The sequence below is a fragment of the Streptomyces durhamensis genome (genome assembly GCF_000725475.1).
GTDB classification, from domain to species: Bacteria; Actinomycetota; Actinomycetes; order Streptomycetales; family Streptomycetaceae; genus Streptomyces; species Streptomyces filipinensis.
Window position 1 is genome coordinate 1 of the sequence record NZ_JNXR01000005.1, and the last position, 21,367, is coordinate 21,367.

Below are 21,367 nucleotides of genomic sequence, written 5' to 3' on the forward strand. Positions count from 1 at the left end.
CTCGTCGTCCTCGTCGTTCCAGCCCGTGTTACCGATCTGCGGGGCCGTCGCGACCACGATCTGCCGGTCGTACGACGGATCCGTCAGGGTCTCCTGGTAGCCCGTCATCCCGGTGGAGAACACGGCCTCGCCGAAGGTCTCCCCCACGGCCCCGTAGGCACGGCCGCGGAAGAGGCGGCCGTCCTCCAGGACGAGTACGGCGGGAACCCTGGCAGCTCCCCTGGTGGAGGTCGTCATCGCGCGCCTTCCGTGTCGTTGATCATCTGGTTCAGGGTGTCGACCCACTCTGTGTGCTCGGCCGCGTGCTCGGAGCGGAAGCCGGAGTCGATCAGCTTGTCGCCGAGCGCCCAGGTCACCACCAGCAGGCCGCCCTCGGTGAGGACCTTGCCGGCGATGCCCTTGTCCAGCCGGGCCCCGCGCAGTGCGGCGGTGGGGACGAAGAAGTCGGTCGCTCCGGGGCGTTCGACCTCCAGACCCGCGTCCGTCAGCGTGAGCTCGGCCCGGCTGCGGGTGCCCAGGCCGTGGGCCACGATGCGGTCCAGCCACTGCCCCGCGGTGGTGGAACCGTGGTAGCGGCCGCTCATGCTCAGTTTCGCCGGGCCGGTCTCCTCCGGCGCGCTGGGCGGTGCGGGCAGGTCGCTCTGGAGCGTGCCACGCCACTTCCAGCCCTCGCGCATCAGCCAGTAGACGAGCGCGATGAAGAGCAGGAGTCCGACGAGCCAGCCGATGCGGGCCGGCCAGTCGGTGACCTCGGCCGACCTCTTGGCCTCGGCCAGCAGGATTACAGGTGTCACGTGAGCTTCCCGTCGACGAGCGTGGCCTTGCCCCGCAGCCACGTGTGCGTCACACGGCCCGGCAGCTCGCGACCCTCGTACGGGGTGTTGCGGCTGCGCGAGGCGAAGCCCGCGGGGTCCACCTGGCCACGGTATTCCGTGTCGACGAGGGTGAGGTTGGCGGGCTCACCAGCCGAGACGGGACGGCCGTGCCCGGTGGCCTGTCCGATCTGCGCGGGCTTGGAGGACATGCGGTCGGCTACGCCGGCCCAGTCCAGCAGGCCCGTGTCGACCATGGTCTCCTGGACCACTGACAACGCGGTCTCCAGGCCCACCATGCCCATGGCGGCCGCGGCCCACTCGCAGTCCTTGTCCTCGTGCGGGTGCGGGGCGTGGTCGGTGGCGACGATGTCGATCGTGCCGTCGGCCAGGGCCGCGCGCAGGGCGTGCACATCGCGCTCGGTGCGCAGCGGCGGGTTGACCTTGTAGACGGGGTTGTACGTCCGCACCAGCTCGTCGGTGAGGAGGAGGTGGTGCGGGGTGACCTCGGCGGTGACGTCGATCCCGCGGGACTTGGCCCAGCGGACGATCTCGACGCTGCCGGCGGTCGACAGATGGCAGATGTGGACGCGGGAGCCGACGTGCTCGGCGAGCAGCACGTCCCGGGCGATGATCGACTCCTCGGCGACGGCCGGCCAGCCGCCCAGGCCCAGCTCGGCAGAGACGACACCCTCGTTCATCTGGGCGCCCTCGGTGAGGCGCGGCTCCTGGGCATGCTGGGCGACGACACCGCCGAACGCCTTCACGTACTCCAGCGCGCGGCGCATGATCACCGCGTCGTCCACGCACTTGCCGTCGTCGGAGAAGACGGTGACCCCGGCGGCCGACTCGTGCATGGCGCCCAGCTCGGCGAGCTTCCTGCCCTCCAGGCCGACGGTGACGGCGCCGATGGGCTGCACGTCGCAGTAGCCGTGCTCCTGGCCGAGCCGGTAGACCTGCTCGACGACACCGGCGGTGTCGGCGACCGGGAAGGTGTTGGCCATGGCGAAGACGGCCGTGTAGCCGCCGGTGGCCGCCGCGCGGGTGCCGGTGAGGACCGTCTCGGAGTCCTCTCGGCCGGGCTCGCGCAGATGGGTGTGCAGGTCGACCAGGCCCGGCAGCAGCACCTTGCCGGCGGCCTCGACGACCTCGGCACCCTCGGCGGACAGACCGGTTCCCACCTCGGCGATGGTCTCGCCGTCGATCAGCACGTCCTGCGCCTCGCCGCCGAGCACCTTCGCACCACGGATCAGGATCTTGCTCATGGGTCTTACTTCTCCTCGGAGCCGGTGGGGCGGGTGTGGGTGACGGCGGGCTCGTTGCCGCCGAGCAGCAGGTACAGGACGGCCATCCGGATGGAGACGCCGTTGGCGACCTGCTCCACGGCGGTGCAGCGGTCGGAGTCGGCGACCTCGGCGGTGATCTCCATGCCGCGGACCATCGGGCCGGGGTGCATCACGATGGCGTGCTCGGGCAGCCTGGCCATGCGGTCGCCGTCGAGGCCGTAGCGGCGGGAGTACTCGCGCTCGGTCGGGAAGAAGGCGGCGTTCATCCGCTCGCGCTGGACGCGGAGCATCATCACCGCGTCGCACTTGGGCAGGGTGCCGTCGAGGTCGTACGCCACCTCGCACGGCCACGTCTCGACGCCGACCGGCACCAGGGTGGGCGGGGCGACCAGGGTGACCTCGGCGCCCAGGGTGTGCAGCAGGTCCACGTTCGAGCGGGCGACCCGGCTGTGCAGGACGTCGCCGACGATGGTGATCCGCCTGCCGGCCAGGTCCTGGCCGAGCCCGGCGTCCCGGCCGATCAGGCGGCGGCGCATGGTGAAGGCGTCCAGCAGGGCCTGGGTGGGGTGCTGGTGGGTCCCGTCGCCGGCGTTGATGACGGCCGCGTCGATCCAGCCGGAGTTGGCGAGGCGGTAGGGGGCTCCGGAGGCGCCGTGCCGGATGACGACGGCGTCGACGCCCATGGCCTCCAGGGTCTGCGCGGTGTCCTTCAGGGACTCGCCCTTGGAGACGCTGGAGCCCTTGGCGGAGAAGTTGATGACGTCGGCGGACAGGCGCTTCTCGGCGGCCTCGAAGGAGATCCGCGTGCGGGTGGAGTCCTCGAAGAAGAGGTTGACGATCGTGCGGCCGCGCAGGGTCGGCAGCTTCTTGATCGGCCGGTCGGCGACCCGGGCCATCTCCTCGGCGGTGTCGAGGATCAGGACGGCGTCGTCGCGGGTGAGGTCGGCGGCCGAGATGAGATGACGCTGCATCTGTCAGGCTCCGTTAGCAGTTCATTCAGGAGATTTGGGGCAAATCGGCGCATGTGCGGGCATGTGCGAGCAGCCCGGCGCCCGAGTTGCTACTGGCCGGCCTTCACACCGAGCAGCACGGTGTCGCGACCGTCCTCCTCGGCGAGCTGGACCTTGACCGTCTCCCGCAGCGACGTGGGGAGGTTCTTGCCGACGTAGTCGGCGCGGATCGGCAGTTCGCGGTGGCCGCGGTCGACCAGGACCGCGAGCTGGACCGCGCGGGGGCGCCCGATGTCGTTCAGGGCGTCGAGGGCGGCGCGGATGGTGCGGCCGGAGAAGAGCACGTCGTCGACGAGGACGACCAGCTTGCCGTCGATTCCGTCACCGGGGATCTCGGTGCGGGCCAGCGCTCGCGGCGGATGCATGCGCAGGTCGTCGCGGTACATCGTGATGTCCAGCGAGCCGACCGGCACCTTGCGGTCGGTGATCTGCTCCAGCTTGACGGCGAGCCGCTGGGCGAGGAAGACGCCCCGGGTGGGAATGCCGAGGAGGACCACGTCGTCGGCGCCCTTGGCGCGCTCGACGATCTCGTGGGCGATACGGGTCAACACCCGCGCGATGTCCGGGCCTTCGAGGACGGGCCTCGCGTCGGACGCTTGCGCGTGAGCAGAAGAGTCGTGCTTGTCCATACGAAACGGACCCCCTTCTCCGCCTCACGGGACGGATCTTAAAGGACGTCGGATTTGCGCCATCCACCGTATCAGGTCATGGAGACGGCTCGGATCACCCCCTTGGCCTAATGGGCTGCCACTACCACGGAAGAGTCGGGGTGGACCATTCGGCTTGACGCGCAAGAGTCACGCTGCGTAACCTCACAGTGAGTTACCAGCCGCGCGGCGGGAACACCCTCCGGCCGCGTCGACACAGTGTCCGGGGAGCTATATGTCCAGCGAATACGCCAAACAGCTCGGGGCCAAACTCCGGGCCATCCGCACCCAGCAGGGCCTTTCCCTCCACGGTGTCGAGGAGAAGTCCCAGGGGCGCTGGAAGGCCGTGGTGGTCGGTTCCTACGAGCGTGGCGACCGTGCGGTGACCGTCCAGCGGCTCGCCGAGCTGGCCGATTTCTATGGCGTTCCCGTGCAGGAGCTCCTGCCGGGCACCACGCCGGGCGGCGCGGCCGAGCCGCCGCCGAAGCTGGTCCTCGACCTGGAGCGGCTGGCCACCGTCCCGGCCGAGAAGGCAGGCCCGCTGCAGCGCTACGCGGCGACGATCCAGTCCCAGCGCGGTGACTACAACGGCAAGGTGCTCTCGATCCGCCAGGACGACCTGCGCACCCTCGCCGTCATCTACGACCAGTCGCCCTCGGTCCTGACCGAGCAGCTGATCAGCTGGGGCGTCCTGGACGCCGACGCGCGCCGCGCGGTGGCCACGCACGAAGACGCGTGACCGCCTGCAGCGCCTGAGCAGAAACGTGCCGCCGGGGTGGCCGGACCATCATGGTCCGGCCACCCCGGCGGCGTTTTCGCGACCGTTTTGGCGCCGTCCCGACGCCGGGCGGCGTGACATGCCAAAGGGGCGCGGGGAACTGCGCGTCCGGCCGCGGATGACCCGCGGCCGCCGTGTCGCAGTTGCCCGGCGCCCCTCTTGCGGCTGTTCCCTGCTAATCCCGGCGGAGCGAAGGCTTGAGCTCCTTCAGCCGGCCCAGCAGACCGTTCACGAACGAGGGCGACTCGTCCGTGGAGAACTCCTTGGCCAGCTGCACCATCTCGTCCAGGACGACGGCGTCCGGGGTCTCGTCGACCCAGATCAGCTCGTACGCGCCCAGCCGCAGGATGTTGCGGTCCACGACCGGCATGCGGTCGAGCGTCCAGCCGACCGCGTACTGGGCGATCAGCTCGTCGATCCGCTTCGCGTATTGCGCGTAGCCCTCGACCAGCTGCATCGTGTACTCGCTGACCGGCGGCTGCCGGGTGTCGGACCGGGAGAGCCGGATCCAGTCGGCGAGGACCGTCAGTACGTCGGCGCCGCGCTGGTCGCCCTCGAAGAGGATCTGGAAGGCGCGCTTGCGGGCCGTGTTGCGGGCAGCCACGGTTAGCTGTTCACCCGGCCGAGGTAGTCGCTCGTACGGGTGTCGACCTTGATCTTCTCACCGGTGGTGATGAAGAGCGGGACCTGGATCTGGTGGCCGGTCTCCAGGGTGGCGGGCTTGGTGCCACCGGTGGAGCGGTCGCCCTGGACGCCCGGCTCCGTCTCGGAGATGACCAGCTCGACGGCGGCGGGCAGCTCGACGAAGAGCACCTCGCCCTCGTGCTGGGCCACGACGGCGGTGAAGCCCTCGATCAGGAAGTTGGCGGCGTCACCGACAGCCTTCGGGTCGATGTGCAGCTGGTCGTACGTCTCCATGTCCATGAAGACGAAGTACTCGCCGTCCTTGTACGAGTACTGCATGTCGCGCTTGTCGACGGTGGCCGTCTCGACCTTGACGCCGGCGTTGAAGGTCTTGTCGACCACCTTGCCGGACAGCACGTTCTTCAGCTTGGTGCGCACGAAGGCCGGGCCCTTGCCGGGCTTGACGTGCTGGAACTCGACGACGGACCAGAGCTGGCCGCCTTCGAGCTTGAGCACCATGCCGTTCTTGAGGTCGTTCGTGGAAGCCACGGTTGCGGAATCTCCTGGACTGACGTACGACCCCGGGGTCACGCGCTACAGCGCGAGCAGCTCCTTGGTCGTGATGGTGAGTAGCTCGGGTCCGCCGTCCGCCTCGGGGCGTACGACGAGCGTGTCATCGATCCGGACACCGCCCCGGCCCGGGAGGTGGACCCCCGGTTCGACGGTGACCGGCACGCAAGCGTCCAGTTTACCCATGGCCGCGGGCGCCAACTGCGGGTCCTCGTCGATTTCGAGTCCGACGCCGTGTCCGGTCAGCGGTGGCAGGGCCTCCGCATAGCCGGCCGAGTCCAGGACCTGGCGTGCCGCACGATCCACGTCACGGTAACCGGCGCCTGGTGCCAGGGACTCGCGTCCGGCGCGCTGAGCGGCGAAGACGACGTCGTACAGCTCGATCTGCCAGTCGGCGGGCGAGGTGCCGATCACGAAGGTACGGCCGATCTCGCAGCGGTAGCCGCGGTAGGTCGCGCCCAGGCACACGGTGAGGAAGTCGCCCTCCTCCACGCGCCGGTCGGTGGGCCGGTGGCCGCGGCGGCCGGAGTTCGGCCCGGTGGCGACCGAGGTGGGGAAGGCGGGGCCGTCGGCGCCGTGGTCGACCAGGCGGCGCTCCAGCTCCAGCGCGAGGTGCCGTTCGGTGCGGCCGACGAGGATGGACTCCAGCAGCTCACCGAGGGCCTGGTCGGCGATCTCGGCGCCGATGCGCAGGCAGGAGATCTCCTCCTCGTCCTTGACCACCCTGAGCTGCTCGACGGCTCCGCCGAGGTCGCTGAGGCGGAGATCCGGCGCCGCCGAGGCCAGGGCTCTGTGCCGGGCCACGGTGAGGTGGTGTTCCTCCACCGCCAGCGAATCGGCGCTCTGGGCCGCGGCGAGGTCGGCCGCCGCCACGGCGGCGTCGCCGCCGGTGGGCAGGACGTGCAGGCGCAGGTTCTCGTCCGGCCGTCCGTCGTAGGGGCGGTCGTCCGGGGGGCCGGCGCACACGAGGAGGTCCTCGCGTCTGCCGAGCAGCAGGGCGGAGCCCTGCGGGGCTGCGGCGGCGAGGTAGCGCACGTTGGCCGGGCGGGTGACGAGCGCTGCCGCGGTGCCGGCCGCGGTCACATGGTCTCTCAGCCGGGATCGGCGGGTCGCGTACACCTCTGACATGAGATGAGCGTAGGAGGTTTGCGCCGGTTGTGCCGATTTGTGGGGGCCGAGTGAGGCTGCGGGGCAGGTGGGGAGTGGTACGGACGTGCGCCGGGTGCGGGTCCGTCGTGGCTTGTCGCGCCCACGCGGCGGAGCCGCACACCGATGCGGCCCCGCGCCCCCTCTCAGGGGACCGCTCGCCCTCTGATCACCAGCTCGGTGGGCTTGCTATGGCCCTCGCCAGCACCTCGTCCAGGACCCTCGCCGTGCCCGGGATGTCGAGCTGGGAGTTGTCGATGATCGGGAGGCCCGAGCCGTACCAGCCGGCCATGCGGCCGTGGATGCGGGCGACCTCCTCGTCGGTGAGGCGGCGGTTGCCCGTGCGCTCGGCGTTGCGCTCCAGGACGATGTCCAGGCCCGGCAGGAGGACGACCGGGAGCAGCCCGGGACCGACGTGCCGCTTCCAGCCGCCGAGGCCGACGACCGGGCGGTCCGGGAAGACGGCGTCGTCGAGGATGCAGGAGATGCCGTTGGCGAGGAAGTTACGGGCGGCGAAACCGCAGGTGCGGCGGGCCAGGCGGTACTGCGCCTCGGAGTTGTCGTTCCAGCCGGACTGGGGGTCGGCGAAGCCCGAGCGGACCCATTCGCGCACGTCGTCCAGGCTGATGTGAGCGGTCGGCACGCGGCGGTGGTCGGCCCAGTACTTGGCGACGCTGGTCTTGCCCGCGCCGGCCGGACCGATCAGCAGGACGGCCATCGTGGTGCCCGTGGGGTCGGGGACCGCGGCGGGGGCCGGGGGCGCCGTGGGCACGCCGACGGGACCGCCGGGCGGCAACGGGACATGACCGGTGGTGTCGGGGACCGGCGGTGCCGCGGGCTGCGGGGCCGGGGGGTGTGCGGCCGGCGGCTGGGGGGCGGGAGGCTGCGGGGGCGTCGGCGGGACCGCGCCGGCCGGGGCCGGGAAGCCCGGCGGCGGGGGCACGGGGCCGGATCCCTGGGAGGCCGCCGGGTGGGGGCCCGGCTGGTGTGCGGCCGGCGACCAGCCGGCGTGCGGCCCGTGCCCCGGCTGGTGGGGCGGCGGCAGCGGAGATCCCACTGCGTGCTGCATCCGTTGCCACTCCGTCTCGTACAGGCTGTTGGCGCTGGCAGCGGGCTTGCACCCCGCTCCCTACCGAACGGTACCGTCCCGCGCCGTCGTTTGGTGAACGGCCGGGGGCGGCCCGAAGTGCCCGCTCCGCCAGGGGAATCGGACGGAAGGAACAGCGGGGGAGGTACCGGGCCGCTCCCCCGCCGGCGGCCTACTGGCCGACTTCTCCGTAGGCCGCGAGCAGGACGGCCGGGTCCGGGCCCTCCAGGACGGTCGGCTTGGCCAGGCCGTCCAGGACGATGAAGCGCAGCAGGTCACCGCGGGACTTCTTGTCGACCTTCATCGTCTCCAGCAGCCTGGGCCACTGGTCGTAGCGGTAGTGCAGCGGCAGGCCCACCGCTTCGAGGACCGCACGGTGCCGGTCCGCCGTCGCGTCGTCCAACCGGCCAGCCAGGCGGCCCAGTTCGGCGGCGAAGTGCATGCCGACCGCGACCGCGGCGCCGTGCCGCCACTGGTAGCGCTCGTTCTTCTCGATGGCGTGGCCCAGCGTGTGGCCGTAGTTGAGGATCTCCCGCAGACCCGATTCCTTCAAGTCGCTCGACACGACCTCGGCCTTCACCCTGATCGAACGCTCGATCAGCTCGGCCGTGTGCGGGCCGGCCGGGGTCCGGGCGGCCTCCGGGTCGGACTCGATCAGGTCCAGGATCACCGGGTCGGCGATGAAACCGGCCTTGATGACCTCCGCGAGCCCGGAGACGTAGTCGTTGACCGGCAGGGAGTCCAGCGCGGCCAGGTCGCACAGCACACCGGCCGGCGGGTGGAAGGCACCGACCAGGTTCTTGCCCTCGGCGGTGTTGATGCCGGTCTTGCCGCCGACCGCCGCGTCCACCATGGCGAGGACGGTCGTCGGGATGGCGATCCAGCGGACACCACGCAGCCAGGTCGCCGCCACGAACCCGGCCAGGTCCGTCGTCGCGCCGCCGCCCACGCCCACGATCACGTCGGTGCGGGTGAAGTTCGACTGGCCCAGCGCCTTCCAGCAGTACGCGGCGACCTCGGCGGTCTTGGCCTCCTCCGCGTTCGGCACCTGGATGGCGATCGCCTCGTAGCCCTGACCGGCCAGGTCCGCGCGGAGCGCGTCACCGGTCTCGGCCAGCGCCTCCGGGTGGATCACCGCGACCCGCTTGGCCTTCGGTCCGACCAACCCGCCCAGTTCCCCGAGGAGCTGACGGCCGACCAGCACCTCGTAGGGGTCCGTGCCCGCGGTGCCGGCGACCTGGATCCGGGTGACTGACTCGCTCATGCTTCCTTCAACTCCAGTGCGTCGAGCGCCGCTTGGGTGACCTCTTCGGGTGTGCGGCCGTCCGTCGGTACGACGACGGTGGCGACCTCCTCGTACAGGTGCCGCCGGGCCTCCATCAGCTCCCGCCACTGCTTGCGCGGGTTGACCGCGAGCAGCGGCCGGGCCACGTTCAGGCCCGTGCGCCTGACGGCCTCCTCCACGTCCATCGAGAGGTAGACCACGCGGTGCCCGGCGAGCAGCGCGCGGGTGTCGGCGTCCAGGACGGCGCCGCCGCCGAGCGCGAGGACGCCCTCGTGCCCGGCGAGCGCGGCGTGCACCGCCCGCTTCTCGATCGCCCGGAACGCGGGCTCGCCCTCGTCCACGAAGATCTCGGCGATGGTGCGGCCCTCGGCGGCCACGATGTCCTCGTCGGTGTCCCGGTAACCGAGGCCGAGGCGCTCGGCCAGCAGCCGGCCGACGGTGGACTTGCCGACACCCATCGGTCCGACGAGTACGACCGCAGGCACGGCGCTCACCGGATCTGCAGGTTGTCGAGGTAGGACCGCACGTTGCGGCGGGTCTCGGGGACGGAGTCGCCGCCGAACTTCTCGGCGACCGCGTCCGCGAGCACGAGCGCGACCATGGCCTCGGCGACGATACCGGCGGCGGGCACCGCGGAGACGTCGGAGCGCTGGTGGTGGGCCTGGGTCGCCTCGCCGGTCGTGACGTCCACCGTCTGCAGGGCGCGCGGCACGGTCGCGATCGGCTTCATCGCGGCCCGCACCCGCAGCAGCTCTCCGGTGCTCAGACCGCCCTCGGTGCCACCGGCGCGGCCGGAGACACGCCGGATGCCCTCGGGCGTGTTGACGATCTCGTCGTGGGCCTTGGAGCCGGGCACCCGGGCCAGCTCGAAGCCGTCACCGATCTCGACGCCCTTGATCGCCTGGATGCCCATCAGGGCGCCGGCGAGACGGGCGTCCAGCTTGCGGTCCCAGTGGACGTGCGAACCGAGCCCGACCGGGACGCCGTACGCCAGCACCTCGACCACACCGCCGAGGGTGTCGCCGTCCTTGTGGGCCTGGTCGATCTCCGCGACCATCGCCTTCGAGGCGTCCGCGTCCAGGCAGCGCAACGGGTCGGCGTCCAGCTTCTCGACGTCGGCCGGGGTGGGGTACACGCCCTGCGGCGCCTTCACGGAGCACAGCTCGACGACGTGCGAGACGATCTCGATGCCGGCCGTCTCCTTCAGGTACGACCGGGCCACCGCGCCGAGCGCCACCCGGGCGGCGGTCTCGCGGGCGGAGGCGCGCTCCAGGATCGGGCGGGCCTCGTCGAAGCCGTACTTCTGCATGCCGGCCAGGTCGGCGTGGCCGGGGCGCGGCCGGGTCAGCGGGGCGTTGCGGGCCAGGCCGTCCAGGATCTCGCGGTCGACCGGGTCGGCCGCCATGACCTGCTCCCACTTGGGCCACTCGGTGTTGCCCACCATGATCGCGACCGGGGAGCCCAGGGTCAGGCCGTGCCGGACGCCGCCCAGGAAGGTCACCTCGTCCCGCTCGAACTTCATCCGCGCACCGCGGCCATAGCCGAGCCGCCGCCGCGCCAGGTGGTCCGCCACCATCTCCGTGGTGATCGGCACGCCGGCGGGAAGGCCCTCCAGCGTCGCGACAAGTGCCGGACCGTGGGACTCCCCCGCGGTCAGCCAACGCAGCCTGCTCAACGGTGCTCCTCAGTGTTCGCGCCCGGTACTGCCCTGGGTACGCGCGTGCTCGCGTACGGCGACGGCGCGACCGGGTGCGCGACCCCGGTCCGCCACCTCCGATCCTCCCACGACCTGGCCGTTGTCCGGCCGCCGGTCCAGCAAGCGGACGTGCCGGTGGGCGCTCAGTGGGCGGCGAGCGCCTTCTCACCGGCGTGGCGCATGGCCTCCAGGGGCGCCGGGGAGCGGCCGGTCATCCGCTCGACCTGGAGGACAGCCTGGTGGACCAGCAGGTCGAGGCCGCTGACGACGGCGCCGCCGAACATGGACCAGCGGGCCGCCAGCTCGGTGGGCCAGGGGTCGTAGAGCACGTCGAAGAGGGTGGTGGGGCGCTCGGGTACGGCGGTGGCGAGGGCGTCGGTGGTGCCGGCGGGCGTGGTGGCGACGACCAGCGGGGCGCGCAGCGCCTGCGCGGCGTCCGCCCAGTCCGCCGTACGCACCTCGACGTCGAGCCGTTCGCCCCACCGGCGCATCTCGGCGGCGCGGGCCTCGCTGCGGACGTAGGCGACGACCTCGCCGGTGCAGATCCGGGCCAGGGCGGCGAGCGCGGAGGAGGCGGTGGCGCCGGCGCCGAGAATCGCGGCGGAGTCGACCTGCTCGACGCCGTGCTCGCGCAGGGCGGCCACCATGCCCGGGATGTCGGTGTTGTCGCCGAGCCTGCGGCCGTCCTCGGTGAAGACGACCGTGTTGACGGCGTCGACGGAGGCGGCCGTCTCGCTGATCTCGTCCAGCAGCGGGATGACCGCGCGCTTCAGCGGCATGGTCAGCGACAGCCCCGCCCACTGGGGCCCGAGCTCCTCGAAGAAGCCGGGCAGGCCGGCCTCGTCCAACTCGAAGCGGTCGTACGACCAGTCCGTGAGCCCCAGCTCGGCGTACGCGGCCCGGTGCAGCACCGGGGACAGGGAGTGGGCGATGGGCTTACCGAGCACGGCGGCCCGGCGGGCGTCAGTTGCCCGAGCTGGCATTGAACTTTTCCTTGAGTTGCTGGAATTCGGCATAGGTCCGGGCGAATTCGGTATTGGTCGTCCCGTCGGTCGCCACGAAATAGATCCAGCCGTCGTGCGTCGGATTCAGGGCCGCCTTCAGCGCGTCCTCGCCGGGGTTTCCGATAGGACCGGGCGGGAGTCCCTTGTGGGTGTACGTGTTGTACGGGTTCTGGTTGCTGTTGATCTCCTTTTCGGAGATATGGATGTTGCTCGCGCCCTTGAGGTAGTTGTACGTCGAGTCGAACTGCAGCAGCCGATTGGTCTCGGTGTTCGTGGGCTTGAGGCGGTTGTAGACCACTTCGGCCATCTTGCGGAAGTCGTCGTGCGTCTTGCCCTCCGCCTGCACCAGGCTCGCGACCGTGACGAGCTGGAACGCGTTGGCCAGGCCCAGCGCACGGGCCTTCGCGGTGAGGCCGTAGGCGTCGTACTTGGACCTCGCCTGGGTGACCATCTGTTTCAGGATGGCCTCTGGCTTCATGCCCTTGGCGGCCGGATAGGTGGCCGGCAGGAGGAAGCCCTCCAGGGGGTCCTTGATGTCGCTGGTGTTCTGCGCCCAGGCCGGCACACCGAGGTTCTTGTACTGCTGCTGGGCCACCTTCTTGGTGGTGCCGTCGGCGAGTTCGAGTTTCTTGTCGATCGCCTCGTAGACGTTCGCGTTGCGCTCGCCGGGAGTCACCACGACATTGTTCTGGCTCCGTGGGTCCAGCATCAGTTTCACGCAGCTGGTGGCGGACATCTCCTTGTGCAGGACATAGGCGCCGGCCTGGATGCTGTCGCCCTCGGGATTCTGCGACAGGGCGTGCACGAACGCGTTGACCGACTTGACGACACCGGCTTCCTCCAGCCGTCGGCCCATCTCATAGCCGCCGACGCCCTTCGGGATCTCGACGGTCACCGTCTCGCCGGTGCCGTTGCCCGCGTAGTCCGGAGCCGGGGCGAAACGATTTTGGTAGAACTTGTAGCCGAAGTAACCGACCCCGCCGAGTCCCCCACCGAAGACCAGGCAGACCACCAGGCAGGCGCAGCCGGTGCGCCGCTTCTGGCCTTTTTTGACAGGTTTCTTCCCTTTGCCGCGCCGTTCGCGGCGGCTCTGGAGCTCGTGCTCCTCGCCGTCGTCGTCATCACCGCCACCGGCGAAGAAGGGGTGCTCCTCCTCGGCGGGCGCGGCCTCCGGTTCCGCGCCGGGTTCCGGGTCGGGCTGCCTGCGGCCGGGCGGCTGCGGCGGCGGGTAGGCGTCCTCGGTGCCGTAGAAGTCGGGCTGCTCACCGCCGTAGGCGACGGGCTGTTGGCCGTACGGGTCGCCGGGGTCGGCGGCGTACGGTACCTGGCCGTGGGTGCCGGTCGCGTCCCAGCTGCTCTGCTGCGGGTAGGACTGCTGGCCCGTGAACTGCTGATGCCCCTGTTCGCCGTAGAACTGGTACTGCTCGTTGCCGTACCCGGACTCCTGTCCCTGACGCCAGTCGCCGTAGTGCTGCTCCTGCGGATGGTGCTGCGGCTGGCCGCCGTAGACAGACTGCTGACCCGCGTGGGTCTGCTGCCCTTCCCATCCGCCGTCCCCGTACAACGGGTCCTGCGGATGCCACGGTTCGGAGCCTGGGCCCCGGCCATACTCAGTCATCGATCCCCTAGAGCCGCGAGGCCGACCGGTCACGCGACCGGTGGGCCCCGCTTCCGTTCCGCCTCTTGTTGTGCGCCGGCTGTTCGAACACCGGCGCATCGCGCGGAACGTTACCGTATCGCGATCAGATGACCACTTCGACGCCCTCGCCGGGTGCTTTACCTGACACCCGTTCGGATTCCAGGGCCTGCTGCAGGATGATGACGGCGGCGGCCTGGTCGATGACCGAGCGGCCCTTCTTCGACTTCACACCCGAGGCGCGGAGCCCCTGACTGGCCGTCACGGTCGTCATCCGCTCGTCCACCAGGCGCACCGGCACCGGCTTGATGCCCTTGGCCAGTTCCTGGGCGAAGGCGCGGACCTTGACGGCGGCCGGGCCCTCGCCCCCCTTGAGGGAGCGAGGGAGACCGACGACGACCTCGATCGGTTCGTACTCCTCCACCAGTTGCCGCAAGCGGCGGTGGGCTGCCGGGATGTCCCGGCCGGGGACGGTTTCCACCGGGGTGGCGAGGATGCCGTCGGGGTCGCACGACGCGACCCCGATCCGGGCGTCCCCGACGTCGATCGCTAGCCGACGCCCTCTGCGCATTTCCGACCGTTTCCTTACTGGACCGTTACTTGGCGGTCTCGGTGACGAGCCGCTCGACGGCCTCGACGGCCTCGCCGACGGCGGCCGCGTTCTGGCCGCCGCCCTGGGCGACGTCCGGCTTGCCGCCACCGCCGCCGCCGAGGGTCTTGGCGGCGGTGCGGACCAGGTCACCGGCCTTGAGGCCGCGCTCGCGGGCCGCCTCGTTGGTGGCGATGACCGTGAGCGGCTTGCCGTTGTTGACCGTGAACAGGGCGACCACGGCGGCCCGGCCGCCCTGGATGCGGCCGCGCACGTCGAGGACCAGCTTGCGCAGGTCGTCCGGGGTGGTGCCGTCCGGGACCTGACCGGTGACCAAGGCCACACCGCGCACGTCCTTGGCCGACTCGGCGAGACCTCCGGCGGCCTGCAGCACCTTCTCGGCGCGGAACTTCTCGATCTCCTTCTCGGCGTCTTTCAGCTTGCCGAGCATGGCGGAGACCTTCTCCGGCAGCTCCTCCGGGCGGCCCTTGATCAGTTCCTGGAGCTGGGCCACGACCGTGTGTTCGCGGGCGAGGAAGTGGTAGGCGTCCACGCCGACGAGGGCCTCGATACGGCGGACACCCGAGCCGATGGAGGACTCGCCGAGCAGCTTCACCAGGCCCAGCTGGGCGGTGTTGTGCACGTGCGTGCCGCCGCACAGCTCCTTGGAGAAGTCGCCGATGGTCACCACGCGGACCCGCTCGCCGTACTTCTCGCCGAACTCGGCGATGGCCCCCTGCTTCTTGGCCTCGTCGATGCCCATGACCTCGGCGTGCACGTCAAGGTCGCGGGCGAGGACCTCGTTGATCTTCTGTTCGACGTCGGTCATCACGGCCGTCGGGACGGCGGACGGGGAACCGAAGTCGAAGCGGAAGCGACCGGGCTGGTTCTCGGAACCGGCCTGGGCGGCCGTCGGGCCGAGGGCGTCGCGCAGGGCCTGGTGGGTCAGGTGCGTGGCCGAGTGGGCGCGGGCGATGGCGTGGCGGCGACGGGAGTCGATCGAGGCGTGGGCCTTGGCACCGACGGTCACCTCACCGACCTGGACGACGCCCTTGTGGACGTAGACGCCCGGGACCGGCTTCTGGCAGTCGCGGATCTCGATGACGGCACCGGTGTCGACCCTGATCCGGCCGGTGTCGCCGATCTGGCCGCCGCCCTCGGCGTAGAACGGGGTGCGGTCGAGGACGATCTCGACCTCGTCGCCCTCGGTGGCGGCCGGCGAGGAGGCGCCGTCGACGAGGATGCCGACGATCGTCGACTCGCCCTCGGTGTCGGAGTAGCCGATGAAGTCCGTCTCACCGACCTTGTCGGCGATCTCACGGTAGGCACCGGCGCCGGCGTGACCGGTCTTCTTGGCCTGGGCGTCGGCCTTGGCCCGCTCCCGCTGCTCCTTCATCAGGCGGCGGAAGCCGTCCTCGTCCACGGAGAGGCCCTGCTCGGCGGCCATCTCCAGGGTGAGGTCGATCGGGAAGCCCCAGGTGTCGTGGAGCAGGAAGGCCTTGTCGCCGGACAGGACCGTGCCGCCGGACTGCTTGGTCTCGGTGACGGCGGTGTCGAGGATGTTGGTGCCGGCCTTCAGCGTCTTGAGGAAGGCGTTCTCCTCGGCGAGGGCGACCTTCTCGATGCGCTCGCGGTCGGTGATCAGCTCGGGGTACTGCTGGCCCATCATGCCGATCACGGTGTCGATCAGGTCCTTGACGACCGGACCGGTGGCGCCGAGCAGGCGCATGTTGCGGATGGCGCGGCGCATGATGCGGCGCAGGACGTAGCCGCGGCCCTCGTTGCCGGGGGTGACGCCGTCGCCGATGAGCATCACGGACGTGCGCATGTGGTCGGTGACCACGCGGAGGGACACGTCCGAGTCGTGGGCGTCGCCGTAGCGGACGCCGGTCAGCTCGGTGGCCTTGTTGATGACGGCCATGGAGGTGTCGATCTCGTACATGTTCTGCACGCCCTGCAGAATCATCGCGAGACGCTCCAGGCCGAGGCCCGTGTCGATGTTCTTGCTGGGCAGTTCGCCGAGGATCTCGAAGTTGTCCTTGCCGATGCCCTCGCCCCGCTCGTACTGCATGAAGACGAGGTTCCAGATCTCCACGTACCGCTCGTCGTTGACGGCGGGGCCGCCCTCGACGCCGAACTCGGGGCCGCGGTCGTAGTTGATCTCGGAACAGGGGCCGCAGGGGCCGGGGACGCCCATGGACCAGTAGTTGTCCTTCATGCCGAGGCGCTGGATGCGCTCCTTCGGCACACCGACGACCTCGTGCCAGATGCGCTCGGCCTCGTCGTCGTCCTTGTAGACGGTGATCCACAGGCGCTCCGGCTCCAGGCCGTAACCACCCTTGTCCTGGGGCGTGGTGAGCAGCTCCCAGGCGTACTTGATGGCGCCTTCCTTGAAGTAGTCGCCGAAGGAGAAGTTGCCGCACATCTGGAAGAACGTGCCGTGCCGCGTGGTCTTGCCGACCTCTTCGATGTCGGGCGTGCGCACGCACTTCTGCACGCTGGTGGCGCGCTGGAACGGCGGCTTGACCTCACCCAGGAAGTAGGGCTTGAAGGGCACCATGCCGGCGGGGACGAGGAGCAGAGTCGGGTCGTCCGCGATGAGCGACGCCGAAGGGACGACGGTGTGCCCGCGCTCCTCGTAGAAGCTCAGCCAGCGGCGGCGAATCTCGGCCGACTCCATCAGTGGTCCTCATTCCGGTTGTACGAACGCTTCGCTTGCGAAGAAAACAACGTTTCGATGTGCTTCGGTGTGCTGCTGTCGCCGCGGTCGGCCTCGATGGCGGCGTACCGCCGGGGAGCGGGGAGTTCGGGGTTCTCGTGGATCCCCAGAGCGTCCTCCAGCTCGGCCTCCCGCTGGGCCATGTTGTCGCGGACGTCGAGCGCGAAGCCCACCGCGCGGTCCTTGAGCCGCTGACCGGTCTCCAGGGCCTTGTTGGCCGCAGTCGCGGCGAGGCTCTCCGGGGTCAGCTGCCTCAGCTTGCGGTTGACCTTGGTGGTGGCCCACACACCGGCGGCGACACCGGTGCTGAACCAGAACGTACGGCGGAACATCGCTCGGTCTCAGTCCTTACTTCCGCTTGCGGCGTGCGGCGGGGACCGTGCGGCCCACGATCACGGTACGCCGGGGCGCCTTCGCGGGCACGTCCTCCTTGCGGCCGCCCAGCGCCCGGCGGACGCCGTAGCCGAAGGCCGCGACCTTGACCAGCGGGCCGCCGAAGGTGGAGGCGACGGTGGTCGACAGCGCGGAGGCGTTCGACGTGACCTCCTGGACGTCGGAGGCGATCGCGTCGACGCGGTCGATCTGGGTCTGCGCGGAACGCACCGCCTGGGAGGCGTCGGCGAGCAGCGGGACGGCCTGGTCGGTCACGTCCGCCACGAGCTTGGTCGTCGCCTTGAGCGTCTGGGCCAGCCTCGCGAGGGCCACCGCGAGGAAGGAGACCAGGATCGCCCAGAAGACGGCCACCAGGATCCCGGCCACCTCTCCACCGGACACTGTGCGCACCCGCTCCCTGAAACGTGCCTCACCATCGAAAAGTCGTGTCCGAGCCTATCGCGCCGGGGCCGTGGCTCCGTACCGGATTACCGGGGCGGGGAGACGGAGTCGCGGAAGCGATTGTACGCAATGAACACACTTCAGTACGCTCCGTGTCCTATGCGAGGTCCTCAGCGCCCAGATCCCTTCGCCGACGGCGATCCGCCCCTGGAACTGACCACGTTCGTCGGGCGCTCGGCCGAACTCGCCGAGCTGACCCGCGCCCTCGGCCGGGCCCGGCTGGTGACCGTCACGGGGATCGGCGGGGTCGGCAAGTCCCGGCTGGCCGCGCGGGCCGCCGCCGACTGGGAGCCGGGTTCCGGGCGGGTGGAACTGGCACCGGTGCGCGATCCGCAGTTCGTCGAGTACGCGGTCGCGGAGGCGCTGGGGCTGACCGACCACACCGTCCGCTCCCCCCGCGAGACCTTGCTGCAGCATCTCTCCGGCCGTCCGGTCCTGTTGGTCCTGGACGGGTTCGAGCATCTGGTGGACGCCTGTGCCGAGCTGACGGCCGAGCTGCTGCGGAGGCTGCCGCGACTGCGGGTGCTGGCCGTGGGCCGGCGGCCGCTGGGGCTGGCCGGCGAGCGGTTGTTCCCGCTGGCGCCGCTCGACGAGGACGAGGCGGTGGAGCTGTTCACCGACCGGGCCCGGGAGCAGGGGCTGGAGGTGTCCGGGGGCCCCGAGGTACGCGAGCTGTGCCGGCGCCTGGAGGGGATTCCGCTGGCGCTGGAGCTGGCGGCCGGACGGCTGCGGGCGCTGTCCCCCGCACAGCTGCTGCAGCGGCTGGACGACCGGTTCCGGCTGCTGACCGCGGGCGGCCGGGACGGTGCCGTGCGCGCGGTCCCGGGCGGTCCCCCGGCCCGGCACCAGACGCTGCGCACGGCGATCGGCTGGAGCCATGAGCTGTGCACGCCCGCCGAGCGGCTGCTGTGGGCGCGGCTGTCGGCGTTCGCCCAGACCTTCGACCTGGAGGCTGCCGAGTACGTGTGCAGCGGGGACGCGCTGGCCGCCGAGGACGTCCTTGACGGGCTGTCGGAGTTAGTGGCCCAGTCGGTCGTCACCCGCGAGGAGACGCCGGCCGGCCCCCGCTACCGGATGCTGGACACCGTGCGGGCCTACGGCGCCGACTGGCTGGAGGGGACCGGGGACGCGGGGCGGCTGCGCCGGCGGCACCGGGACTGGTACCTGGGCCTGGCGACCTGGTGCGAGCTGGACTGGTTCTCGCCCCGGCAGGGCGAGGTCGCCGCGCGGGTCGAGGCGGAGCTGCCCAACCTGCGGGCGGCCCTGGAGTGCTGTCTGACGGAGCCGGAGGAGGCCCATCTCGGGCAGTACCTCGCCGGGTCCCTCTGGTTCTGCTGGGTCGGCTGCGGGCGGCTCGCGGAGGGCCGCCGCTGGCTGGCGCGCTGTGTGGAGCTGGAGTCGGGATACGAGCAGTCGCGGCTGAAGGCGCTGTGGGTGCTGGGCTACGTAGCGGTCCTCCAGGGCGACGCCGTGCCGGCCCTGCAGGCGCTGCAGGAGTGCCGGGAGCAGGCCGAGCGGGCCGCGGATCCGGTGGCGCTGGCGTACGCGGAGCACCGCACCGGTTGTCTGGCCCTGGTCACCGATGACATGGCCCGTGCAGAAACGCTGCTGCGGTCGGCGCTGCACCGCTATCAGGAGATCGGCGAACTCAACAGCAACGTGCTCATGGGCCAGGTCGAACTGGCGATGGCGCGGGCCTTCCAGGGGGACCTGCCGGACGCGGTGCGGCTGTGCGAGGACGTGCGCCGGGTGTGCGAGGACCACGGGGAGCGCTGGGCACGCTCGTACGCGCTGTACGTGCTGGCGTACGCGGCATGGCAGGAGGACGCCCAGGACAGGGCGCGGGAGCTGCTCGCGGACTGTCTGCGCAACGCCCACGCCTTCCACGATCTGCTCGGCTCGGTGCTGTCCCTGGAGCTGCTGGCGCTGGTGACCGCGACCGAGGGCGAGACGGCCGAGGCGGCGCTGCTCCAGGGCGCCGCGGGCCGGATCTGGCCGTCGGTGGGGCTGCCGCTGTTCGGCTCGGCGTACTACAACGCCCCGCACGAGCGCTGCGAGGCGATGGCACGGCAGGCGCTGGGGGACGTGCGGTACGAGGAGTGCGTGCGGGAGGGGGCCGGGCTGGACCGTGCGGCGGCCGTGGCCCGGGCGCTGGAGCGGGGCGGGGTACGACCGCTCGGCGCACTGCCCGCTCCACGCGGGCCGGCGCCACGGGGCGGCCCCGGCGAGGGCGGAGAAGGCGGTGATCCGGCCTCCGGTTCCGCGCGAGACGCTGCCACAGGGCGGCCGGGGAGTCGCCCCGGGCGCGGATGACGCGCGACGCGGCGCGGCCGTAGCGGGCCGAAGGGCCACGGAAGGGCCGGCCCCGGCGGTCGGTGACGCGTCCCGGGACGGGCGCGGGGCCGTACCGCGAAAATGCAGACCGCGACGGTCGGTGACGCGTCGCAAGAAAGGGCGCGGGACCTACCACGGAAGTGCAGGCCGCAGCGGTCGGTGACACGTCCCGAGACGGGCCCGGGACCGCACCGCGAAAATGCAGACCGCGACGGTCGGTGACGCGTCGCAAGAAAGGGCGCGGGATCTACCACGGAAGTGCAGGCCGCAGCGGTCGGTGACGCGTCCCGGGACGGGCCCGGGGCCGTACCGCGAAAATGCAGACCGCGACGGTCGGCACCGCGAAAGTGCAGACCGCGACGGTCGGTGACACGTCCCGAGAGGGGCACGGGGCCGGGCCGCCGGGCGGCTCCACCGCGGGGCGCGACCCGCCCACCGCCGGGAAACGCAAAACCCGCCGCCTCGCCCGCCCGGCAGGGCCAGGCGGGGAGACGGCGGGCCGGAGGCCTACGCCGTGACCGGGGTCAGCGGGCGTAGTACTCGACGACGAGCTGCTCGTCGCAGATCACCGGGATCTCCTTGCGGTTCGGCTCGCGGTCCAGGCGGAACGCCAGGGCCTTGAGGTTCACCTGGAGGTAGCGCGGGGTCTCACCCTCGGGGGCGAAGCCACCCTCACGGGCGATCGTGAAGAGCGTCTTCTCCTTGGAGCGGTCGCGGACCTGCACGACGTCGTCCGGGCGGACACGGAAGGACGGCTTGTCGACCTTCTGGCCGTTGACCTGGATGTGGCCGTGGACGACCATCTGACGGGCCTGGTAGATGGTGCGGGCGATGCCCGAACGCAGGACCAGGGCGTCGAGACGGCGCTCGAGCTCCACGATCAGGGCCTCACCGGTCTTGCCCTGGACCTTGGACGCGCGCTCGTAGGCGCGGACCAGCTGGCGCTCGGAGATGTCGTACTGCGCGCGCAGACGCTGCTTCTCCAGCAGACGGACCTTGTAGTCCGAGTTCTGCTTGCGGCCACGGCCGTGCTCACCCGGCGGGTAGGGGCGGGCCTCGAAGTACTTGACGGCCTTCGGGGTCAGCGCGATGCCGAGGGCACGCGACTTCTTGACCTTGGGGCGGGACTGGTTCGCCACTGTCTCAATCTCTTTCGTAGTGTTCGGCTCGTCAGGGTTAGGGAGGTCGCATCCGCAGCCGGGAAAACCCGCCGGGTCCCGAGGGGACCTGCCGGGCAGCCGCTTCCCTGGTCTGGGCACATACGTGCAGCACGCGAGTGGCCCACCGACCGCTCCCGGAGCTCCGGGTGA

21 protein-coding genes are annotated in these 21,367 nt (G+C 71.1%); 2 read left to right on the top strand and 19 right to left on the bottom strand.

Annotation, left to right across the window (positions count from 1 at the left end; all coding sequences use genetic code 11):
* The 5 genes from IO33_RS0107685 to pyrR all read right to left on the bottom strand — a co-directional run.
* A partial coding sequence (locus tag IO33_RS0107685; RefSeq protein WP_031161735.1) for a carbamoyl-phosphate synthase domain-containing protein occupies nt 1-237 on the bottom strand: 237 nt, incomplete at its 3' end.
* On the bottom strand, nt 234-794 hold the full coding sequence (locus IO33_RS0107690) for a PH-like domain-containing protein (protein ID WP_031161737.1): 561 nt from the start codon (nt 792-794) through the stop codon (nt 234-236). The genes IO33_RS0107685 and IO33_RS0107690, both read right to left, overlap by 4 nt.
* Nucleotides 791-2,077, bottom strand: a complete 1,287-nt coding sequence (locus IO33_RS0107695; RefSeq protein ID WP_031161739.1) for a dihydroorotase — start codon at nt 2,075-2,077, stop codon at nt 791-793. The genes IO33_RS0107690 and IO33_RS0107695 overlap by 4 nt, the downstream gene beginning before the upstream one ends.
* 5 nt (nt 2,078-2,082) lie before the next feature.
* Nucleotides 2,083-3,069, bottom strand: coding sequence for an aspartate carbamoyltransferase catalytic subunit (locus IO33_RS0107700; protein WP_031161741.1), 987 nt, complete (start codon nt 3,067-3,069; stop codon nt 2,083-2,085).
* A gap of 89 nt (nt 3,070-3,158) precedes the next feature.
* A complete protein-coding gene (gene pyrR, locus IO33_RS0107705) occupies nt 3,159-3,737 on the bottom strand; it encodes a bifunctional pyr operon transcriptional regulator/uracil phosphoribosyltransferase PyrR (RefSeq protein ID WP_031161742.1) in 579 nt (192 codons plus the stop codon).
* A 253-nt stretch (nt 3,738-3,990) separates the two neighbouring features.
* On the opposite strand from pyrR, the gene bldD reads away from it, so the two are divergent.
* Complete coding sequence (bldD, locus tag IO33_RS0107710; protein WP_020938842.1) at nt 3,991-4,494, top strand: transcriptional regulator BldD; 504 nt, start codon at nt 3,991-3,993, stop codon at nt 4,492-4,494.
* A gap of 214 nt (nt 4,495-4,708) precedes the next feature.
* Here the strand turns inward: bldD and nusB are convergent, their stop codons facing one another.
* From nusB to IO33_RS0107775, 13 genes are all read right to left on the bottom strand, one after another.
* Nucleotides 4,709-5,137, bottom strand: a complete 429-nt coding sequence (nusB, locus tag IO33_RS0107715) for a transcription antitermination factor NusB (protein WP_031161747.1) — start codon at nt 5,135-5,137, stop codon at nt 4,709-4,711.
* 2 nt (nt 5,138-5,139) lie between these two features.
* A complete protein-coding gene (gene efp / locus IO33_RS0107720; protein WP_031161749.1) occupies nt 5,140-5,706 on the bottom strand; it encodes an elongation factor P in 567 nt (188 codons plus the stop codon).
* A 45-nt stretch (nt 5,707-5,751) separates the two neighbouring features.
* Complete coding sequence (locus tag IO33_RS0107725) at nt 5,752-6,855, bottom strand: aminopeptidase P family protein (RefSeq protein WP_031161752.1); 1,104 nt, start codon at nt 6,853-6,855, stop codon at nt 5,752-5,754.
* Between the two features lie 187 nt (nt 6,856-7,042).
* Nucleotides 7,043-7,942, bottom strand: a complete 900-nt coding sequence (locus tag IO33_RS0107730) for a Pro-rich N-terminal domain-containing protein (protein WP_031161755.1) — start codon at nt 7,940-7,942, stop codon at nt 7,043-7,045.
* Nucleotides 7,943-8,132: 190 nt separating this feature from the next.
* The gene (gene aroB / locus IO33_RS0107735; RefSeq protein ID WP_031161756.1) at nt 8,133-9,224 is read right to left on the bottom strand and encodes a 3-dehydroquinate synthase; all 1,092 of its coding nucleotides are present in this window, start codon (nt 9,222-9,224) and stop codon (nt 8,133-8,135) included.
* Nucleotides 9,221-9,739: a shikimate kinase gene (locus tag IO33_RS0107740; RefSeq protein ID WP_031161758.1), complete on the bottom strand. Its 519-nt coding sequence runs from the start codon at nt 9,737-9,739 to the stop codon at nt 9,221-9,223. Before IO33_RS0107740 ends, aroB begins: the two co-directional genes overlap by 4 nt.
* Nucleotides 9,736-10,920, bottom strand: coding sequence for a chorismate synthase (gene aroC, locus IO33_RS0107745; RefSeq protein WP_031161759.1), 1,185 nt, complete (start codon nt 10,918-10,920; stop codon nt 9,736-9,738). Before aroC ends, IO33_RS0107740 begins: the two co-directional genes overlap by 4 nt.
* Nucleotides 10,921-11,084: 164 nt before the next feature.
* Entirely contained in the window at nt 11,085-11,924 is an 840-nt protein-coding gene (locus IO33_RS0107750; protein ID WP_031161761.1) for a shikimate dehydrogenase, read from the bottom strand.
* The gene (gene mltG / locus IO33_RS0107755) at nt 11,905-13,563 is read right to left on the bottom strand and encodes an endolytic transglycosylase MltG (protein ID WP_245235732.1); all 1,659 of its coding nucleotides are present in this window, start codon (nt 13,561-13,563) and stop codon (nt 11,905-11,907) included. Before mltG ends, IO33_RS0107750 begins: the two co-directional genes overlap by 20 nt.
* 124 nt (nt 13,564-13,687) lie before the next feature.
* Complete coding sequence (gene ruvX, locus IO33_RS0107760; protein ID WP_031161763.1) at nt 13,688-14,152, bottom strand: Holliday junction resolvase RuvX; 465 nt, start codon at nt 14,150-14,152, stop codon at nt 13,688-13,690.
* A gap of 25 nt (nt 14,153-14,177) precedes the next feature.
* Nucleotides 14,178-16,850: an alanine--tRNA ligase gene (alaS, locus tag IO33_RS0107765; RefSeq protein ID WP_031161766.1), complete on the bottom strand. Its 2,673-nt coding sequence runs from the start codon at nt 16,848-16,850 to the stop codon at nt 14,178-14,180.
* Nucleotides 16,850-17,221, bottom strand: coding sequence for a hypothetical protein (locus tag IO33_RS0107770; protein ID WP_031161767.1), 372 nt, complete (start codon nt 17,219-17,221; stop codon nt 16,850-16,852). Before IO33_RS0107770 ends, alaS begins: the two co-directional genes overlap by 1 nt.
* A 16-nt stretch (nt 17,222-17,237) precedes the next feature.
* Nucleotides 17,238-17,672, bottom strand: a complete 435-nt coding sequence (locus tag IO33_RS0107775; protein ID WP_209438828.1) for a DUF948 domain-containing protein — start codon at nt 17,670-17,672, stop codon at nt 17,238-17,240.
* Between the two features lie 150 nt (nt 17,673-17,822).
* Here IO33_RS0107775 and IO33_RS0107780 point away from each other — a divergent pair, with 150 nt between their 5' ends.
* Nucleotides 17,823-20,036, top strand: a complete 2,214-nt coding sequence (locus IO33_RS0107780) for an ATP-binding protein (RefSeq protein WP_245235733.1) — start codon at nt 17,823-17,825, stop codon at nt 20,034-20,036.
* A 545-nt stretch (nt 20,037-20,581) separates the two neighbouring features.
* Here IO33_RS0107780 and rpsD read toward each other — a convergent pair.
* Nucleotides 20,582-21,196, bottom strand: a complete 615-nt coding sequence (gene rpsD / locus IO33_RS0107785) for a 30S ribosomal protein S4 (protein WP_031161776.1) — start codon at nt 21,194-21,196, stop codon at nt 20,582-20,584.
* Nucleotides 21,197-21,367: the final 171 nt, after the last annotated feature.